The organism is Paenibacillus agaridevorans (genome assembly GCF_018604145.1).
In the GTDB taxonomy this organism is placed as follows: domain Bacteria; phylum Bacillota; class Bacilli; order Paenibacillales; family Paenibacillaceae; genus Pristimantibacillus; species Pristimantibacillus agaridevorans.
Genome location: NZ_CP075889.1, coordinates 4,159,824 through 4,174,695, shown reverse-complemented (window position 1 = coordinate 4,174,695; position 14,872 = coordinate 4,159,824). Strand labels below are relative to the sequence as shown.

General features: G+C 54.3%; 10 protein-coding genes. 3 read left to right on the top strand and 7 right to left on the bottom strand.

What is annotated here, in order from left to right; translation table 11 throughout:
• Window positions 1–20: 20 nt before the first annotated feature.
• On the top strand, window positions 21–785 hold the full coding sequence (locus KJW29_RS17430) for an HAD family hydrolase (protein WP_246608760.1): 765 nt from the start codon (window positions 21–23) through the stop codon (window positions 783–785).
• A gap of 826 nt (window positions 786–1,611) precedes the next feature.
• Here KJW29_RS17430 and KJW29_RS17425 read toward each other — a convergent pair.
• A complete protein-coding gene (locus KJW29_RS17425) occupies window positions 1,612–4,236 on the bottom strand; it encodes a winged helix-turn-helix domain-containing protein (protein WP_214630732.1) in 2,625 nt (874 codons plus the stop codon).
• A gap of 100 nt (window positions 4,237–4,336) precedes the next feature.
• A complete protein-coding gene (locus KJW29_RS17420; RefSeq protein ID WP_214630731.1) occupies window positions 4,337–7,735 on the bottom strand; it encodes a DEAD/DEAH box helicase in 3,399 nt (1,132 codons plus the stop codon).
• A 135-nt stretch (window positions 7,736–7,870) separates the two neighbouring features.
• On the opposite strand from KJW29_RS17420, the gene KJW29_RS17415 reads away from it, so the two are divergent.
• Window positions 7,871–8,656 (top strand): DUF4184 family protein, encoded by a 786-nt coding sequence (locus KJW29_RS17415; RefSeq protein WP_214630730.1) that lies wholly within the window; start codon window positions 7,871–7,873, stop codon window positions 8,654–8,656.
• Window positions 8,657–8,707: 51 nt separating this feature from the next.
• A complete protein-coding gene (locus KJW29_RS17410) occupies window positions 8,708–9,742 on the top strand; it encodes an LLM class flavin-dependent oxidoreductase (protein WP_214630729.1) in 1,035 nt (344 codons plus the stop codon).
• Window positions 9,743–10,356: 614 nt separating this feature from the next.
• Here the strand turns inward: KJW29_RS17410 and KJW29_RS17405 are convergent.
• The 5 genes from KJW29_RS17405 to KJW29_RS17385 all read right to left on the bottom strand — a co-directional run bounded on the left by KJW29_RS17405 (window position 10,357) and on the right by KJW29_RS17385 (window position 14,321).
• Window positions 10,357–10,833 carry a hypothetical protein gene (locus KJW29_RS17405; protein ID WP_214630728.1) on the bottom strand — a complete coding sequence of 159 codons (477 nt, stop codon included), beginning with the start codon at window positions 10,831–10,833 and terminating at the stop codon, window positions 10,357–10,359.
• Between the two features lie 29 nt (window positions 10,834–10,862).
• Entirely contained in the window at window positions 10,863–11,168 is a 306-nt protein-coding gene (locus tag KJW29_RS17400) for a hypothetical protein (RefSeq protein WP_214630727.1), read from the bottom strand.
• A gap of 258 nt (window positions 11,169–11,426) precedes the next feature.
• Complete coding sequence (locus KJW29_RS17395) at window positions 11,427–12,164, bottom strand: hypothetical protein (protein WP_214630726.1); 738 nt, start codon at window positions 12,162–12,164, stop codon at window positions 11,427–11,429.
• A gap of 6 nt (window positions 12,165–12,170) precedes the next feature.
• On the bottom strand, window positions 12,171–13,397 hold the full coding sequence (locus tag KJW29_RS17390) for an SPFH domain-containing protein (protein WP_214630725.1): 1,227 nt from the start codon (window positions 13,395–13,397) through the stop codon (window positions 12,171–12,173).
• A gap of 291 nt (window positions 13,398–13,688) precedes the next feature.
• Window positions 13,689–14,321, bottom strand: coding sequence for a M15 family metallopeptidase (locus KJW29_RS17385; RefSeq protein ID WP_246608759.1), 633 nt, complete (start codon window positions 14,319–14,321; stop codon window positions 13,689–13,691).
• Window positions 14,322–14,872 lie beyond the last annotated feature (551 nt).

Below are 14,872 nucleotides of genomic sequence, written 5' to 3'. Positions count from 1 at the left end.
GAAAGATGGGAAGCGCTACTATGCATACAACGGTATTTTTTGACGTAGACGATACGCTGTACGACCACCTGCTGCCGTTTCGGAAGGCGATACAAGGTTTGACGAGCGATAGGCCGGACTTCCCCTTCGAGGAAGCTTATCACCGGCTCCGATATTATAGCGACAAGTTGTCATTAGAGCTGGGCGGCGCAGGAGCGATGGAAGCGGGAGCGGCGACCGAAGGGATGAGAAGGCGGCGTTTTCAGTTGACTTTGGCCGAGTTCGGCATTCAGTTGAGCGACGAGGAAGCTACGGAGGTGCAGGCGGCTTATATCGGCTGCCAGTATGACATCGAGATGTTCCCGGGCGCGAGGGAGCTGCTTGCCAAGCTGACGGCATCGGGCATCGCCGTAGGATTGATCACGAATGGAGCAGGAGACCACCAGCGGCGCAAAATCGAGGCTATGCGGCTAGATGAGTTGGTTTCTCCGGAGCGTATCTTTATTTCCGGCGAGATGGGGTGGGACAAGCCCGACATTCGGCTATTTCGCCAAATTAACGCGGCTACGGGAACGACGCCTGAGCAATGTGTCTATGTAGGCGATTCCTGGCGCAACGACGTGGTCGGCGCCTTGGGCGCGGGTTGGACCGTCGTCTGGTTCAATTACCGGGGGGCTCAGCCGGAGAGCGACGATAAGCCCCATCACATCGTTGCCGATTATAAAGAATTGGCTGATCTGTTAATGGAGCTGATGGCTGCTTTCAATATGAGCCGCACCAGACTTGATCAGACAGTTAAGGTATAGCGGGAATTAAACTCCTATGGGCTCAAGTAGCCTGTATCGCCTAATGAAGCATAAAGGAAGCTTCGTTGGTCTCGTTCCGCCGAATGAAGCATAAAAGTAAGCTTTGTTGGTCACACTGGTGCTCGTATCGCCGAATTATACTAGAGTGAGCTCGTAGGTTGCCTGAATCGCCGAAAGAAGCATAAAAGTATACTACAACGGGCTCCCTGTGTAGTCTACAATGGTTAAGGCCGGGCCTGATCCGCCCGATATAGCGGAAAAATTCGCTATAATGCGCTGCACCGGGCCTGCCCGGCCCATCCAATGAACTCGCTTTTTCATACACATTCGCTCTTCCTCGCCCGCCAGCGTCCCACTGAACTCGCTTTTTCATACACATCCGCTCGTCCTCGCCCGCCAGCGCCCCATCGTACTCGCTTTTTCATACACATTCGCTCGTCCTCGCCCGCCAACGCCCCACTGAACTCGCTTTTTCATACACATTCACTCGTCCTCGCCCGCCAGGGCCCCAATGAACACGCTTTTTCATACACATTCGCTCGTCCTCGCCCGCCAGCGTCCCAATGAACTCGCTTTTTCATACACATCCGCTCGTCCTCGCCCGCCAACGCCCCGTTGTGCTCGCTTTTACATACACATCCGCTCGTCCTCGCCCGCCAGCGTCCCACTGAACTCGCTTTTTCATACACATCCGCTCGTCCTCCCAGCCAGCCCGGCCCTGATCCGCCGAACATAGCAGGCAGGCCGCATACGAATAAACCCGTTAAGCAACGTGCAGCAAGCACGCTTCGGCTTAACGGGTTATTCGACATTCGTCCCCCAGGTTCTAGAGCAGCTTGCGCTCCTGTGCGGCAATCAGCGCCTGCGTCCTGGAGGAGACGCCGAGCTTGCCGTACAGCGTGGACAAATAGACCTTTACCGTACCTTCTGACAGATGCAAGGCGGCGGAGATTTGTTTGTTGGAGGCTCCTTTACGCAACTGGCGCAGCAACTCGAGCTCGCTGCTCGTCAGCGGTTCCTTAGAGGCGCGTCCTTTCTTGACCTGCGGGATAACAGGAGCCGGGCAGGCGGCAATCAGCTCATCCAGGTAGGAGCCTGTTACTCCAGGCAGCGCATCTCCGCTGTTCTTCCTGCCTCTGCGCGGATAATTGACGCGGCCTTGAGCGACGGCGTATTCTTTGTAGCGATGCAGAAGCTCGGTCATCTCCGCTCCTTCATCCGCGAAGCTGCGGATATATCCGTTCTCGGCGCCAATTATGAGCGCCTCTTCAAGCGATGCAAAGGCCGAGTTCCGGTTGCCGACCTTGTATTCGAAGAGGGCATGCAGCACGGCATGCTCCACAAGACTGCTCAACTGCCCTTCTCTTCTGGCCTGGGGCTTCAATAAGTCCAGGAGACGCAGCGCCTCCTTCTCCTTGCGTTGACGTCCCAGCAGGCGGGCAAGCGTCAAATATTCGTACTCCTTCGCGTATATCGGAAGCTCCTTGGCCGTTACCGACATATGTTTGGCCGTATCCTTCGCTTGCGACAAGCTGCCAATGGATAATTCCAATCTCGTCCGGTATGCGTATACCGCGATAAGCCAATGTTTGTCCTCAAGACCGGACGCGAATCGCAACGCATCCTTGACGACTTGCTCTGCTTGAGCTATGTCCCCGAGCGCCTTATGGATGGATGCTTCGGTAAGCCGATGCGGAATGAGCAGACCGGGAATGCCGCGGCTCGCCACCGCTTGCTCGATACCTCTCAACAGGCTGAGGCTGTCCTTCAACCGGTTCCATTCGTAGTAACCTTCCGCCAATGATTGTTTGACGTACAGATTGATAAGAGAGCGGTCCCAGCCGTGGGAATCCAACGTGCCGCTGAACAGCTCCGCCATCGTCTCGGTCGTCGGCGATAATACGCCGTTCATTCCCATTACCGTTCTACGGACGAAAGGCTCCTTGAGGTTGTAGTTAAAGTTGTAGAAAAGCGGATTCTCCGGGACAAGTTCATCCAAAATGCCAGTGCTGTATGCCAGCCAACGCTCATAATCGCCGCTGATGAATACGAGATTCGATCGGACGAACAGGATGCCCGACTTCAGATCTGCGTTGTTCTCTGATTGCAAGCCGCCGGCCTGCTCCAGCGCCCGCTCCAACCGCTGGAGCAGATGCTCCGCCGGCGCAAGCTGTCCCGTCAGCACGAGCGCGAAGGCATGGAGCAGCGACATCTCATGCGAGAGCGAATAATCGTCCGGGAAGTTGCCGAACCATCGGAGCAGCGTTACCAGTTCGCCGCGGCGCAGGACATAGGGGATGTGTCTGCCCAGCAGCTCTTCCATCTTGTCATATTCTCCGGCAAACGAGGCATGGTCGATGGCTTCATGAAGCATGCCGTGCCTGGCGAACAAGACGCTTGCTCTGCCGTGCGTCCGCCTCCACTCCTCCGGATGCTCCATCCGGAACGTCTCCGCCAAAAATTCGGAGAAAAGTCGATGATACCGGAAATAACCGGAACGCTCGCCGATCGGAAGCAGAAATAAATTCAGCTCATGGATTTGCTCCAGCATGACATCGCCGTCATCCCGGCCGGTCACCTCGTTGCAATATGACGCATCGAAGTTTGTTAACAACGATGTGCGCAGCAGGAAGTCTTTGAGCTCGATAGGGAGCGAGGCTACAGCTTCCTGAAATAAATAATCGGACACATGGCGCTCGTGCCCCTTGAAGGAGCGTAGCGCATGTTCCATGGTCTGACCGGATCGCAGCATCACCCGGACGAGCATCATGCCGGTAATCCAGCCCTCAGTCCGATCTAACAGCTCGATGAGGCACTCGACAGGGGCAGGGACGGAGTCGCACAGCAGGAGCTCTGTCTCCTCCAGCGTAAATCGTAATTCGGAGACGGTCAGCTCCGCCGCTTCGCCGCTAATCATAAGCTTCATCGTGGGGAACGGAATCGGCTGCCTGCTTGCTATGGCGAGATGCAGATTATCCGGCATGTATTGAATGAAATAAGCGATGTGCTCGTGCAACTGCTCGCTTGTGATCGCATGATAATCGTCGATAATAAACAGGAGAGGGAGCGAGACCAGGGCGAGCTCGTTCAGCAAAGCATCGATATAGGTCAGCCGGGACACGGAGTTCATTCCCTCCGCGAGCAAATATAAACGGTCTGCGGCAGGATCGTCCACGGAAGCAGCCAGCGCATGCGTCAGGCAACGCCAGAAGCGGTTGCTGTCATTGTCGGCGCCGTCCAGCGAGAGCCATGCGACAGGTCGTCCGGCTTGTATTCCCCATTCTGCGAGAAGCGATGTTTTGCCATATCCGGCCGGTGCGCAGACAATCGTCAGCTTGCCGGCGAGGGATCGATTAAGAGTCTGAAGCAGCCGTTCGCGAGTCACGAATCTGCCTCTTCTGGTGGGTAATGTGATTTTGGCCAGAGCCGCGCGATCGTGCATGACAGTCATTCCAATCGTTCCTCCCAACTGCGAAGTAAGGCCGTTCCGTTCGTGTTGCTGTTATTGTCTATTATAAGGGAAAGCTGTCGAAATGTAGAGACGCAACCTTCTAGCGATTGCCGAGCGACAACAGCTCCCGCAGATCCGCTTCCGTCAGCGAGGAGGAGGAAAGGCCGTCCTGCGACAAAACATCGTCGATCAGGGTTAACTTGCGCTGCTGAAGCTCCACCATCTTATCCTCCACGGTTCCTTCGGAGACGAGACGTATAATCTGAACGACATTGCGCTGGCCGATCCGGTGCGCGCGGTCCGCTGCCTGCTGCTCCACCGCCGGATTCCACCAAAGGTCGTACAGGATGACCGTATCCGCTCCCGTCAGGTTAAGCCCCGTGCCGCCCGCCTTCAGCGAGAGCAGGAACAGATCGCGTTCCCCTTCGTTGAATCGGCTGCATAGCTCGACGCGTTCGGCGGCTGGCGTGCTGCCATCCAGGTAGAAGTAGGGTACGCCCTTGTAGCCAAGCTCGCGGCTGATCAAACCGAGCATCTCCGTGAATTGGGAGAACACGAGCGCGCGTCTGCCCGCGCTGCGGCATTGATCGACGATCTCCAGAAGCTGCTCGAACTTGGCCGAGCTGCCTTGATAACCTTCGACGAACAAGGCGGGGTGGCAGCATAGCTGTCGAAGACGCGTAATGCCCGCCAATATGCGGATACGGGCTTTGCCGAATTCGTCGCCGTTGTCGAGATGCTTGAGCGAATCCTCGCGCAGCTTGGCGAGATAAGCCGCGTAAAGCTTTTTCTGCTCCGGCAGCAGTTCGCTGGTCTGAAGCGTCTCGATCTTCTCGGGTAGCTCCTTTAGCACCTCGGACTTAAGCCGGCGCATCAGGAACGGACGGCTGCGTCGCGCGACTTCCTCGCGGGTTAGCTCTCCGAAGCCTCGAGGATCAGGGAAGAGCGCGGGGAATACGGCCCGGAAGATTGACCACAGCTCGTCGAGCCGATTTTCGATCGGCGTGCCCGTCAAGGCGAAGCGGTATTCGGCTTTCAGCGAACGTACGGCTCCGGCCGTTTGCGTATTTACGTTTTTGAACGCCTGGGCTTCATCAAGGATGAGCGTATGGAACGAATGCGCGGCATACGTCTCCCAGTCCCGCCGCAGGAGCGGGTAAGAAACGATAACGACGTCAGGCCTTCCGTCGCCTTCGCCGTCCATGTCAAAAACGGGCTTTCCACGACTGACGCCGCCACCGCCACTGTCATCGCCTGCAATCGTCCAATCCAAGGCGTCCAGCCGCTCCTCCTTGCTCCCGTCCGCGATAACCGTGCGCAAGCCAGGTGCAAATCGCGTCAGCTCGCCTCGCCAGTTGTACATCAGGGAAGCGGGGCATACGATCAGAGCCGGCCGGCCGGAGGCACGGATGTCATCCGCGACGGACAACAAGAAGGCGATGCTCTGAATCGTCTTGCCGAGTCCCATCTCGTCGGCCAGTATGCCGCCGAACCGATAGGCGGCGAGCGTCTTCATCCACTGATAGCCGATCTTCTGATAATCTCTCAAGATGCCGCCGAGAGCTTCCGGCAAAGGGAAATCGAGCCGCTCGGGATCGCGCAGGCTGTCCAGCAGCTCCTTAAGGGAGCGCCCAAGCTTTACCGCGTCTGACCCCGGCATATCCAGGAGCGCGGCAGCTTTGCCGATCGGCACTCTGGCCATATCGCCATGAAGGGCAAGATGATGCAGACCGACGCCGTTCATGACGCGCAGCATCGCTTCGAACGCCTCCGTCCTAAGCGGCAGCAAAGCGCCTGTCGCCAGCTTGTAATAAGGCTTTTTCGCTTCGACCGCCTCTACGACCGCTTTGATCTCCTGCGCGGAGATGCCGTCCATCTTGAATTTGAATTCCAGCCAGTCCGTTTTTTCGTCCCAGGTAAGCGACAGCTTGGGCGGGATCGTTTCGTTAAGGATGCGGAGCTTAACGGCCGTCGTTGCATAGACGGTCAACAGCTCTTCCAGTTGCGGGACGATCTCGTGAAGGAACAGAAATTCGTCGTCGTCCCCCTCCATCACATATCCGCCTTCTGTTTTTACGAACCCCTCCTGCTGGAACAACCGCAGAATCTCCTTCTCCTTCTCGGAATCTCGCATTAGAATGCGCTCGGATCCGCGGGGTTTGTCCCCGTTCTCAAGCGGGTTGATGATGATATCGCCGTACTGAAATTCCAGCCCGGCCAGCAGTCTCCCGCGAATCCGATCCAGATAGAGACGCGCCTTCAGCGGCTGTACCCAGATTCGATCCGCGACAGCAGGGGCAAGCTGCAGCTCCCCAAGCTTCGTTAAGCTGGGCACGACCTTGTCCATAAAGCGGTCGATCTGCTCCGCAGCGATTGTTACCGACTCTTCGTCGGCCGTATCGCGGATCCCGGAAAACAGCAGCCGCTTCAGCTTGGCCAGCTGAACAAGTCGGGCGGAGGGGAGCGGATAGAATACGCCTCCCATAAAAGCCATTCCGTACGCTTCCAGCACGATCGCTTCTCTGATGCCGCTGGCCGTAAGGGAATAACCGTCATCCTCATGGGAACGATCGAGTCTGAATTGCAAGGGCAATCGGCCTTGCGAAGGACCTGGCACAGGCTTGCCGAATGTCGATTGCTTGGAACGGCCTTTGCCTTGAGCGTCGTAGACTTCCGTTTTTACGCTGGAGGCTTGGGTTAACGCGGTCAGCAGCTTCGTCCAGCTATGCGGCGGAACGACAAGGAGACGCTCGCTCTCCTCTTGTCCGGGTGAGGGGAGAGTGCCGGATGCCATGGCGGAGCGGTAGCGATCGTTCTCTCTTAATGACGAGACCAGAGCTTCTATGACAGGCTCGTCCTGGGGAGAGAAGCGATGCTGCTTGGGGGTATATCGGAAGGACTTGGCCGTCTGGCACTCCCGTTGTTCTTCGACGCTGCGCAGAAATTCCGCCACCTGCTGGACGGGATAAAGCTTCTGCAGCCCGATCTTCATATCCAGGCCGATCGTATGCCTGCCGTCCTTGGCGGGGAGCAACAGGATGCCGAATTCGATGTTAAGCGCCATCCGGTCGTCGCGCAAGGGACTTCCGAAGCTGACGGGTACGGCGGCATCTTCGCCGAACAGCCCAAGCAGGTGCTCGACGAGCTCGCGATCCGGGGCGCTTTGCAAATAGATTTTGGCACCTGCGCTCTCTGCCGGCTTCGTACGAAGCCGGCCTTTCCTCGATGCTTCGACGATGGAGATAAGCGCTGCGGCAATATGCTTGCAATGCTGATCCTCCGCCAGACTGGACAAGCAGCCGCATTCCGGTTCGACGCTGCCGCCCGTTCCAAGCCTGACATGCACGACATAAGGACGACTGGCCGATACGGTCGCCGAATAACGGCTGCCGGAGCGTTCTACGGAAACCTTGCCTTCGCTTGCATAGGCGGCGCCTTTTTCATAGTTGTCCAGGCCGCACAGGTTTATAATTTGATTTCGAGTAAGTGAAACGGACATGATGTTCTCCTTTGACGCTTCATTCGGTAATGGATATGGATAAAGGCACTTTCTCTCCATCGCAACAGTTAGTCCTATTATAGTACAATGAGAGGACAATAAGGAGACAGGCATCACATTCCTGGGAGGTATGATATGCCATTTACGTTCGCGCATCCGCTGTATGCGGCTCCGCTCAAGCTGGTAAAGCCCGGCTTGTTTAGTTTGACTGGACTCGTGCTGGGAAGCATGTCGCCCGATTTCGAATATTTTTGGGCATTCGAGCCAAGAGAGACGATCGGGCATTCGCTGGAAGGGCTTTATCTTTTTGCGCTGCCTGTCAGTTTTGGCTTGGCGCTCCTTTTCCATTACCTGATCAAAGAGCCGCTGGCGACTTGTCTGCCAAGTCGATTCGGATTAGATAGTAGAGCGAGGAATTTGATTCGGGAGAGTGAATGGCGTCTAAGGAATCTCGGGGATATCTTGAAGCTTCTCGTTTCCATTGCAATCGGCTTTTTCTCGCATGTGTTTGTGGATACCTTTACGCACCAGTCCGGTTTTTTCGTATCCAGGTGGGGAGTGCTGAGGGAGGAGCTTCTCGGATTTCCTATATATAAGCTATTGCAGCACGGAGGCTCGCTGCTTGGCCTTAGCGTTATTATCCTATTTATAATTGCAACATTAAAGAAAGCTTCTGCCGAAGTTCCCTTCGAACCTTCCGTCTCGCGAGGCTTGAAAAAGGGGTACTGGTGCGTGGTTTTTGCGGTCGCTATTCTCGCCATTATTGTTAAATGGACTTACTTCGGCAGCGCGAATCAGCTAGGGATGTTCGTGGTTTCGTCCATATCCGGCACTCTGCTGGGCATTATAGTCGCTTCGATCCTGTTCGCTCCATGGATTCCGCCTGTAAGGAAAGTTGATAAGGAAAATTTGACTTCATAAACTGTATATAATAAAATTACAGTATTCTAAAGTCAGCAGGTGATCATGATAATGGCCAAAAAAGAACCTCAGTCGCAGCCTAACAAGCCGCACGCCTCCTATGGCATCCCGTTTTCCGTTCTGGACGTTGCACCGATCGTGCAAGGCGGGACGGTCGCGGAGTCGCTTCGCAACTCGCTAGATTTGGCGCAGCATGCCGAGAGCTGGGGCTACAATCGCTACTGGCTGGCGGAACATCATAACTCGCCAAGCATCGCAAGCTCCGCTACATCAGTCGTCATCGGCCATGTGGCGGGCGGCACTTCGCATATTCGCGTCGGCGCCGGCGGCATTATGCTGCCTAACCACGCACCGCTTGTCATTGCCGAGCAATTCGGAACGCTGGAGGCGCTGTTCCCGGGACGCATCGATCTCGGGCTGGGACGCGCTCCAGGCACGGATCAGCTAACGGCAACCGCTCTTCGGGGAGAGAGAGGGACCAATGGCGGCAATTTCCCGGATCAGCTGGAGCAGCTGCGAGCGTTTCTGGACCCGCAGACCTTCGAGAAAGCGATGGCCGTTCGCGCCATCCCGGGCGAAGGCGCCGACATCCCGATTTGGCTGCTTGGCTCCAGCGATTTCAGCGCGCAGCTGGCGGGGCAATTGGGTCTTCCATTTGCATTCGCAGGCCACTTCTCGCCAACGTATACCGTGCCGGCCATGAAGTTGTATCGCAGCTCCTTTAAGCCGTCAGCCGTGCTGGACGAGCCGTATGGGATGGTCGCGGTAAACGTCGTGGCGGCTGACACCGACGAGGAGGCCGCTTATCTGGCTACCTCCATGCAGCAGCTGTTTCTGGGCTTCGTCAGAGGGAGACCGGGACCGTTGCCGCCGCCGGTCAAAGATATGGAGTCGCTGTGGACGCAGCAGGAGAAATACATGCTGCAGCAGCAGTTGGGCTCCTCCATCGCGGGCAGTCCCGCGACGGTGAAGGAGAAGCTGTCCCAATACATCGATGCGACAGGCGCGGACGAGATTATGATCGCCGCCCATATCTTCGATCACGCCGCGCGCGTTCGGTCGTACGAAATTATTGCGGGCTTATAAGAAGAAGGGGCTGTCCGAGAAGTGAACTTTTAAGGTAGCCCGTTGTCCTTATGGCTCGATTATACGGAGGCTTGTATACAAAATTCAACACAAGTGGCTTCACCGGGGTAAGTGTGTATGATAGGCCGGCATCTGGCCAAACGTGTATGAAAAATCATACACAATCCACCAGATAGGCCGGCTCCTGGCCAAACATGTATGAAAATTCATATACAATTCACCAAACAGGCCGGCATCTGGCCAAACGTGTATGAAAAATCATACACAATTCACCAAACAGGCCGCGCTTGACCAAACGTGTATGAAAATTCATATACAATTCACCAAACAGACCGGCACTTGGCAAAATGGCTATCCAAAAAACCAGTGAAAACGGAATGCTGGACACCCCCGTTTTGGTTGAATGTTAAGTGGCAGACACCAACCTCGCCACTTTCCTGAAAAAGCAGGCACACAAAAAGGTTGTGCGGAAAACCTTGCGTTTTCTCGCCCAACCTTTTTATTTTTGAGACTTATTGGAAAGCTCCTTTTTTAATAGTTTTCCCCATACTTGACCTATAATTCTCGAAATGAAACTTACTGCGCCGCTAAAGGATGGCGACAGCCGTTTCACCTTAGGCTTTTAATATGGTGGAGCAATAATCGCAGGCTGCTTCTTGTCCGACGACCATATTTTTGGATGCGCCGCAGTTTCGGCATATGACCGTCTTAGGAGGCGCAGTTACTTTCGGTACAACCAGCTTTGGTGCGGTTTGCGGAACGTTATGTTTGTTCTGCATGGTCTCCATAGCCGGTCGGCGTACAGCTTTCGTTTCCCTGTCGCCAAATGCAGCGTATTCCGAGGAACCGTTTCGCAATTGCTGTTGACGGAAGTTTTCTTCTGCCGCGAGTCGTCCTTTACGGCGAAGCTTTCTCCCATACAGAATAAGTAGAAGGGAGGGAACACCGAAAAATAAAACCGTAAAAGTTAAATAATAGTTGACGTTTTGCGTGTCCTTTTCGGTAATAAGAACGCCGATGAATACAGGAAGAAAAATCAGAGCTCCTATAATAATGCCAAGCGTTAACATAATCGTGCCCCAAACGCGCATGATGTCCCTCCTCTCTTAGGTAGCGCCATTCAGCTCAGGACCGTTCCGCAATAATCGCAGACGGCTTTTTCCCCGCCGGCCACATTTTTGGAAGCGCCGCAGTTTTTGCATACGGCCGTCTTAGGCTCGGGAGGGGGAGGAGACGGAGTTGCCGATGTCTCCGGAGTCGACCGGGAAGCTGCTTTTCGTTGTTGATTCAATTCCTTGGCCCGCCTGTTTATAGCGTCCAACAACTCATCCACTTGATCCGGTTCGTTATTGCTGTGTTCGTAGCTCGAATAGGAGTCGGATGAAGGCGCCGGTGCTGGTGCCGGTCTAGCAGGCTGAGCTGCCATCGGAGGCTCCGGAACGTAGGGACGAGCACCTTCAACTGCGGGTCTCTTTCTTCGAAACAATCGGGCTCCGAAAAAAATAAGCAGAAAACACGGGGTTCCTAAAAAAAGCAATAAAATAATAGCTGCCACAACTGTGGAAGCCGTGTCGTCATTTTCAATAAAAATAAATATGAGCACGGGCAGAAACATAGTTACGGCAACCAATACCCCAATGATAAACATAATAGCTCCGAGAACGCGCACGTCGTTTCTCCTTTCCTAACCTTTGCTGGCCGCTAGCTGTCGGTTTCTTTGTTTGATGTCATTATTAAGACCGACGATGGCGCGGCGCAGCTCGGGAACGGAGGCCGCTTGCTCGGCGGCGCTCCCTCCGCTTCGGGATTCAAGCTTATCCGTTAGCAGACGCAAATCGATCTGAAGCGTGTATTCGACGGTGGCAAGCTCGGACACGGTGGCAGGATCGCTGTAGCGGACAGAGTCGACCAGTTGTTCCATCTCCTTCGCCAGCATGCGCCGCTCTCCCTCGTTCCATAACTGAAGCATATCTCTGGCTCGCTGAACGTCGCTTAGCAGCTCATTCCAATCGGAGGTACGGCGTTCGTCCCTGCGCTCGCCGCCGCTGATGTGCCTGTTCGACAAATACAGAATGCCTCCCGCTAGAGCCGCTACGACGAGCAGCAATGTTTGGATGCCCAAGTAGAGCACGGCCGGCAGAAACATAAGAAAAGCCACGATAATGGTACCCAGCCAATAAGCCGCAACCACATAGCCGAATGCCGCAAAGGCGGCGATAGAGGAGCGAAGCTCGCCTCGAAGAAGCCGCGAGACGTACAGCCATGCGGACGTCTCTGCCAGAAGCAAGGCGAAAAGCGCAGCCAGTGACCGCACATCTCCCTCCGGAAGCGAGCTTGCGGTCCATACGATAACCAATGTAAGGACGGCTATGGCAACGAAGATGATAAACGCCGCTATCGGCGCATAGTTCCTGGACCTCATGTCGGCTTATCCTCCTTGCGCTTGCCCGGCGCCGCAATGATTGCAAAAGCGCGCGCTGCCGTCAATCGTCTCTTTGCAGCTCACGCAAGGCTTGGGCAGGGAAGTTCCGCACTCCCTGCAGTGGGAGCTGCCCTCCGGCGTATCGGCACCGCAAGACGGACAGGCATGGTATCGGTCGCCGCAATGCGCGCAGAACTTCGCTCCCGCGACCAGCGGCTTGCCGCATTTGTCGCAATTGTGCGGAAGCACCGTAAGAGGGGGCGGCGCCGCAGGGGCTGTCAAGCTTTTGCCGCAGCCGCTGCAGAACATCGCGCCTTGCATATTCGTCGTGTGACAGCCCGAACAGGATATCCCGGGCGGCGCCACGTCCATGGCTCCTGCCACTTGCGTCATTTGGGGGCCGAATGCGTTGCCAAGCGAATCTCCTATTCTGGCGCTCATAAATAACGGCTGCATGCCGCCGGAGTTGTTCGCGGCTCCTTCCAATATGCTCAGAGAGCGGTCTTGCTGATACGAATAGCCGACGACATCCATCTCCAAACGTTTGTTCAGCACCTTGCGCAGTTGAGAGATGGAAGGATCGTCCTCGGGCACGTTAATATTTTCAAAGTAAAAATTATGTACTTTAATGCCGAAATCCTGGAGCTCCACCGCAATCTCGTGCTCCACGTGCGTGGAAAGATCCCGTACGAACGCGTTGATCTCGAGCGTGCTGATCCCCTTCTGGATCAAATAACTCGTCAGAATCCCCGTAATGTTCATCATGACGACGCCGCGCAGATGGCGGCTCAACTCTTCCCTGTTAAATTCTTGCATCGTGCCGACCAGCTTGAGCAAAAATTTGCGGCTGTCCTCGATGGTCAGTCCGAACTGGCCGAATGCGCGCACCGGAACGATAATATTGTATTTCGGATCTTTAATCTGGAGCGGCGTACTCGTTCCCCACTTAATGTCGATCGAGCTGGCTTTGTTGACATACCAGACCTCGGCCGTGAAAGGAGATTTGCCGCCGAAAGGCAGGTTAATGACATGATTAAGAATAGGAATGTTCGCCGTGCTTAGCGTATGCCGGCCAGGCCCGAAACTGTCCAGCGCTTTGCCGCCTTTAAACAGGATGGCTTCCTGGGATTGATTAACGATTAATTGGGTCCATGTTCCCAACTCTTGATCCGGGAATTTCCAGGCATACACATCGGAAGGACCATCATATTTGACAACATCGATTAATGCCATTACTGTCACCTCTTTAAATAGTTGGAGAATCGTCCCAACATAATCTCCTACTATAGTAATCGAAATCGAGGCTGAGGGCTATAACTTTGAGAGTTTGTTCAAAAAGTCCGCTTTTGATCACGAAGTATGCCGCGAAGCAAAATCGACATCGAATCTTGAATTCAAGCGAAACTTCCGGTGCTCACGTAGCCTCCACTACGCTCCGCTCCTCAGTTTCTACTTTCATTCAATCTTCTCGGTGCTGAAAACCGGACTTTTTGAACTAGTATTTTTTGAGGGATTTTATAGGCTTTACGGACGATACCCTCGCTGCAGCTCGCTGATCGAATAACCGAAATCCATCTGCAGGTGAGGATAGTCCTTGAAGCCCTTCCAGTCGCCGCCCCAGCTGAACCCCAGCCCCTTTGCTATGTTTACGACCTCAAGCCAGTCTGGTTCCCCATTTCTATTTCCGTCATATTCCATATCCCAGATGACCTGTCCTTTCTTTGTCTTCAAAGCAAAATCGATCGCGAGTCCGTAGTTGTGATAAGACTCGCCACCGCGTGCATGAGTGACGACGGGACCTTTTGCCGTTCTCCCCTGCTCAAACAGCGTATCCTGATCGGCATGGCTTCTGAAGTCGTCGGTAATAAGAATTTCGATGCCGATTTTTGCGCTTTCTTCCACAAGCTCGTTGCTCTTGGCTAATACGATGGGATGAAGACCCATGACGGTCGGTGCGTCTTTCTGTATAAACGGCAGTATTCTGCCGAGTTCGTCTGTGCGGACTGCAAGCATGGAGGGAACAAACATCAATAGGAAGAGAAGAACCAGCCAATTGCGAATTCTCCTGCTTTTTCCTCTGGTACTGCGACGATGCGGCGGCGGCCATGGGCCAGAAGGCTGGAGATGTTGCGTGGGCTGCGGTCTGTATTCGGGCATATCGTGAATCTCCTAACTGTTAGCTGTAATAGTGATTCTTTTACTATAAAGGTTTGAGGGTGGAGGACACAACTGAACAAAGGTTGGGGATTGCAAGCGGCAGAGGTAGAACGAAAAAAAGATCCACGAGAATAATCGACGAGGAGAAGGTGATTTTATTCGATTTAGATAGAAAGCGGGAGTAAAAGTGAAGTCGGAAAAACGAGGAAGTAACTGGGTGTTGGAAGGTTGAATGAATAGTTCAATAGTCAGGCGATGTCTTTGTGACGAGGCTTAACCTCTTCTTGCTCGTATTTGGAGCCTCTCATCATGCGAAAGCTAAGCCATAAGCACATTATAAACAGTAGGCCGCCGAGTGCGTTCCATAAAATAAAAAGCATCGTGAATTCCACCTTTTCAACACCAAAGCTTCGAGCCATTTCCCTACAATATTGGCGTTATCGACATTTTTTGACGTTCTCTACTTCTATCATACACGAGGCCAATAAACATATTCTGAACACCACGATTGCACGAGTTCAGTATATCGTATTCAACAAACCAGCATATAT

What these genes read in the sequence shown, in the direction of transcription:
- KJW29_RS17430 (WP_246608760.1), top strand. Translation starts at nt 21, where the DNA reads ATGCATACAACGGTATTTTTTGACGTAGACGATACGCTGTACGACCAC.
- KJW29_RS17425 (WP_214630732.1), bottom strand. Translation starts at nt 4,236, where the DNA reads ATGACTGTCATGCACGATCGCGCGGCTCTGGCCAAAATCACATTACCC.
- KJW29_RS17420 (WP_214630731.1), bottom strand. Translation starts at nt 7,735, where the DNA reads ATGTCCGTTTCACTTACTCGAAATCAAATTATAAACCTGTGCGGCCTG.
- KJW29_RS17415 (WP_214630730.1), top strand. Translation starts at nt 7,871, where the DNA reads ATGCCATTTACGTTCGCGCATCCGCTGTATGCGGCTCCGCTCAAGCTG.
- KJW29_RS17410 (WP_214630729.1), top strand. Translation starts at nt 8,708, where the DNA reads ATGGCCAAAAAAGAACCTCAGTCGCAGCCTAACAAGCCGCACGCCTCC.
- KJW29_RS17405 (WP_214630728.1), bottom strand. Translation starts at nt 10,833, where the DNA reads ATGCGCGTTTGGGGCACGATTATGTTAACGCTTGGCATTATTATAGGA.
- KJW29_RS17400 (WP_214630727.1), bottom strand. Translation starts at nt 11,168, where the DNA reads ATGGCAGCTCAGCCTGCTAGACCGGCACCAGCACCGGCGCCTTCATCC.
- KJW29_RS17395 (WP_214630726.1), bottom strand. Translation starts at nt 12,164, where the DNA reads ATGAGGTCCAGGAACTATGCGCCGATAGCGGCGTTTATCATCTTCGTT.
- KJW29_RS17390 (WP_214630725.1), bottom strand. Translation starts at nt 13,397, where the DNA reads ATGGCATTAATCGATGTTGTCAAATATGATGGTCCTTCCGATGTGTAT.
- KJW29_RS17385 (WP_246608759.1), bottom strand. Translation starts at nt 14,321, where the DNA reads ATGCCCGAATACAGACCGCAGCCCACGCAACATCTCCAGCCTTCTGGC.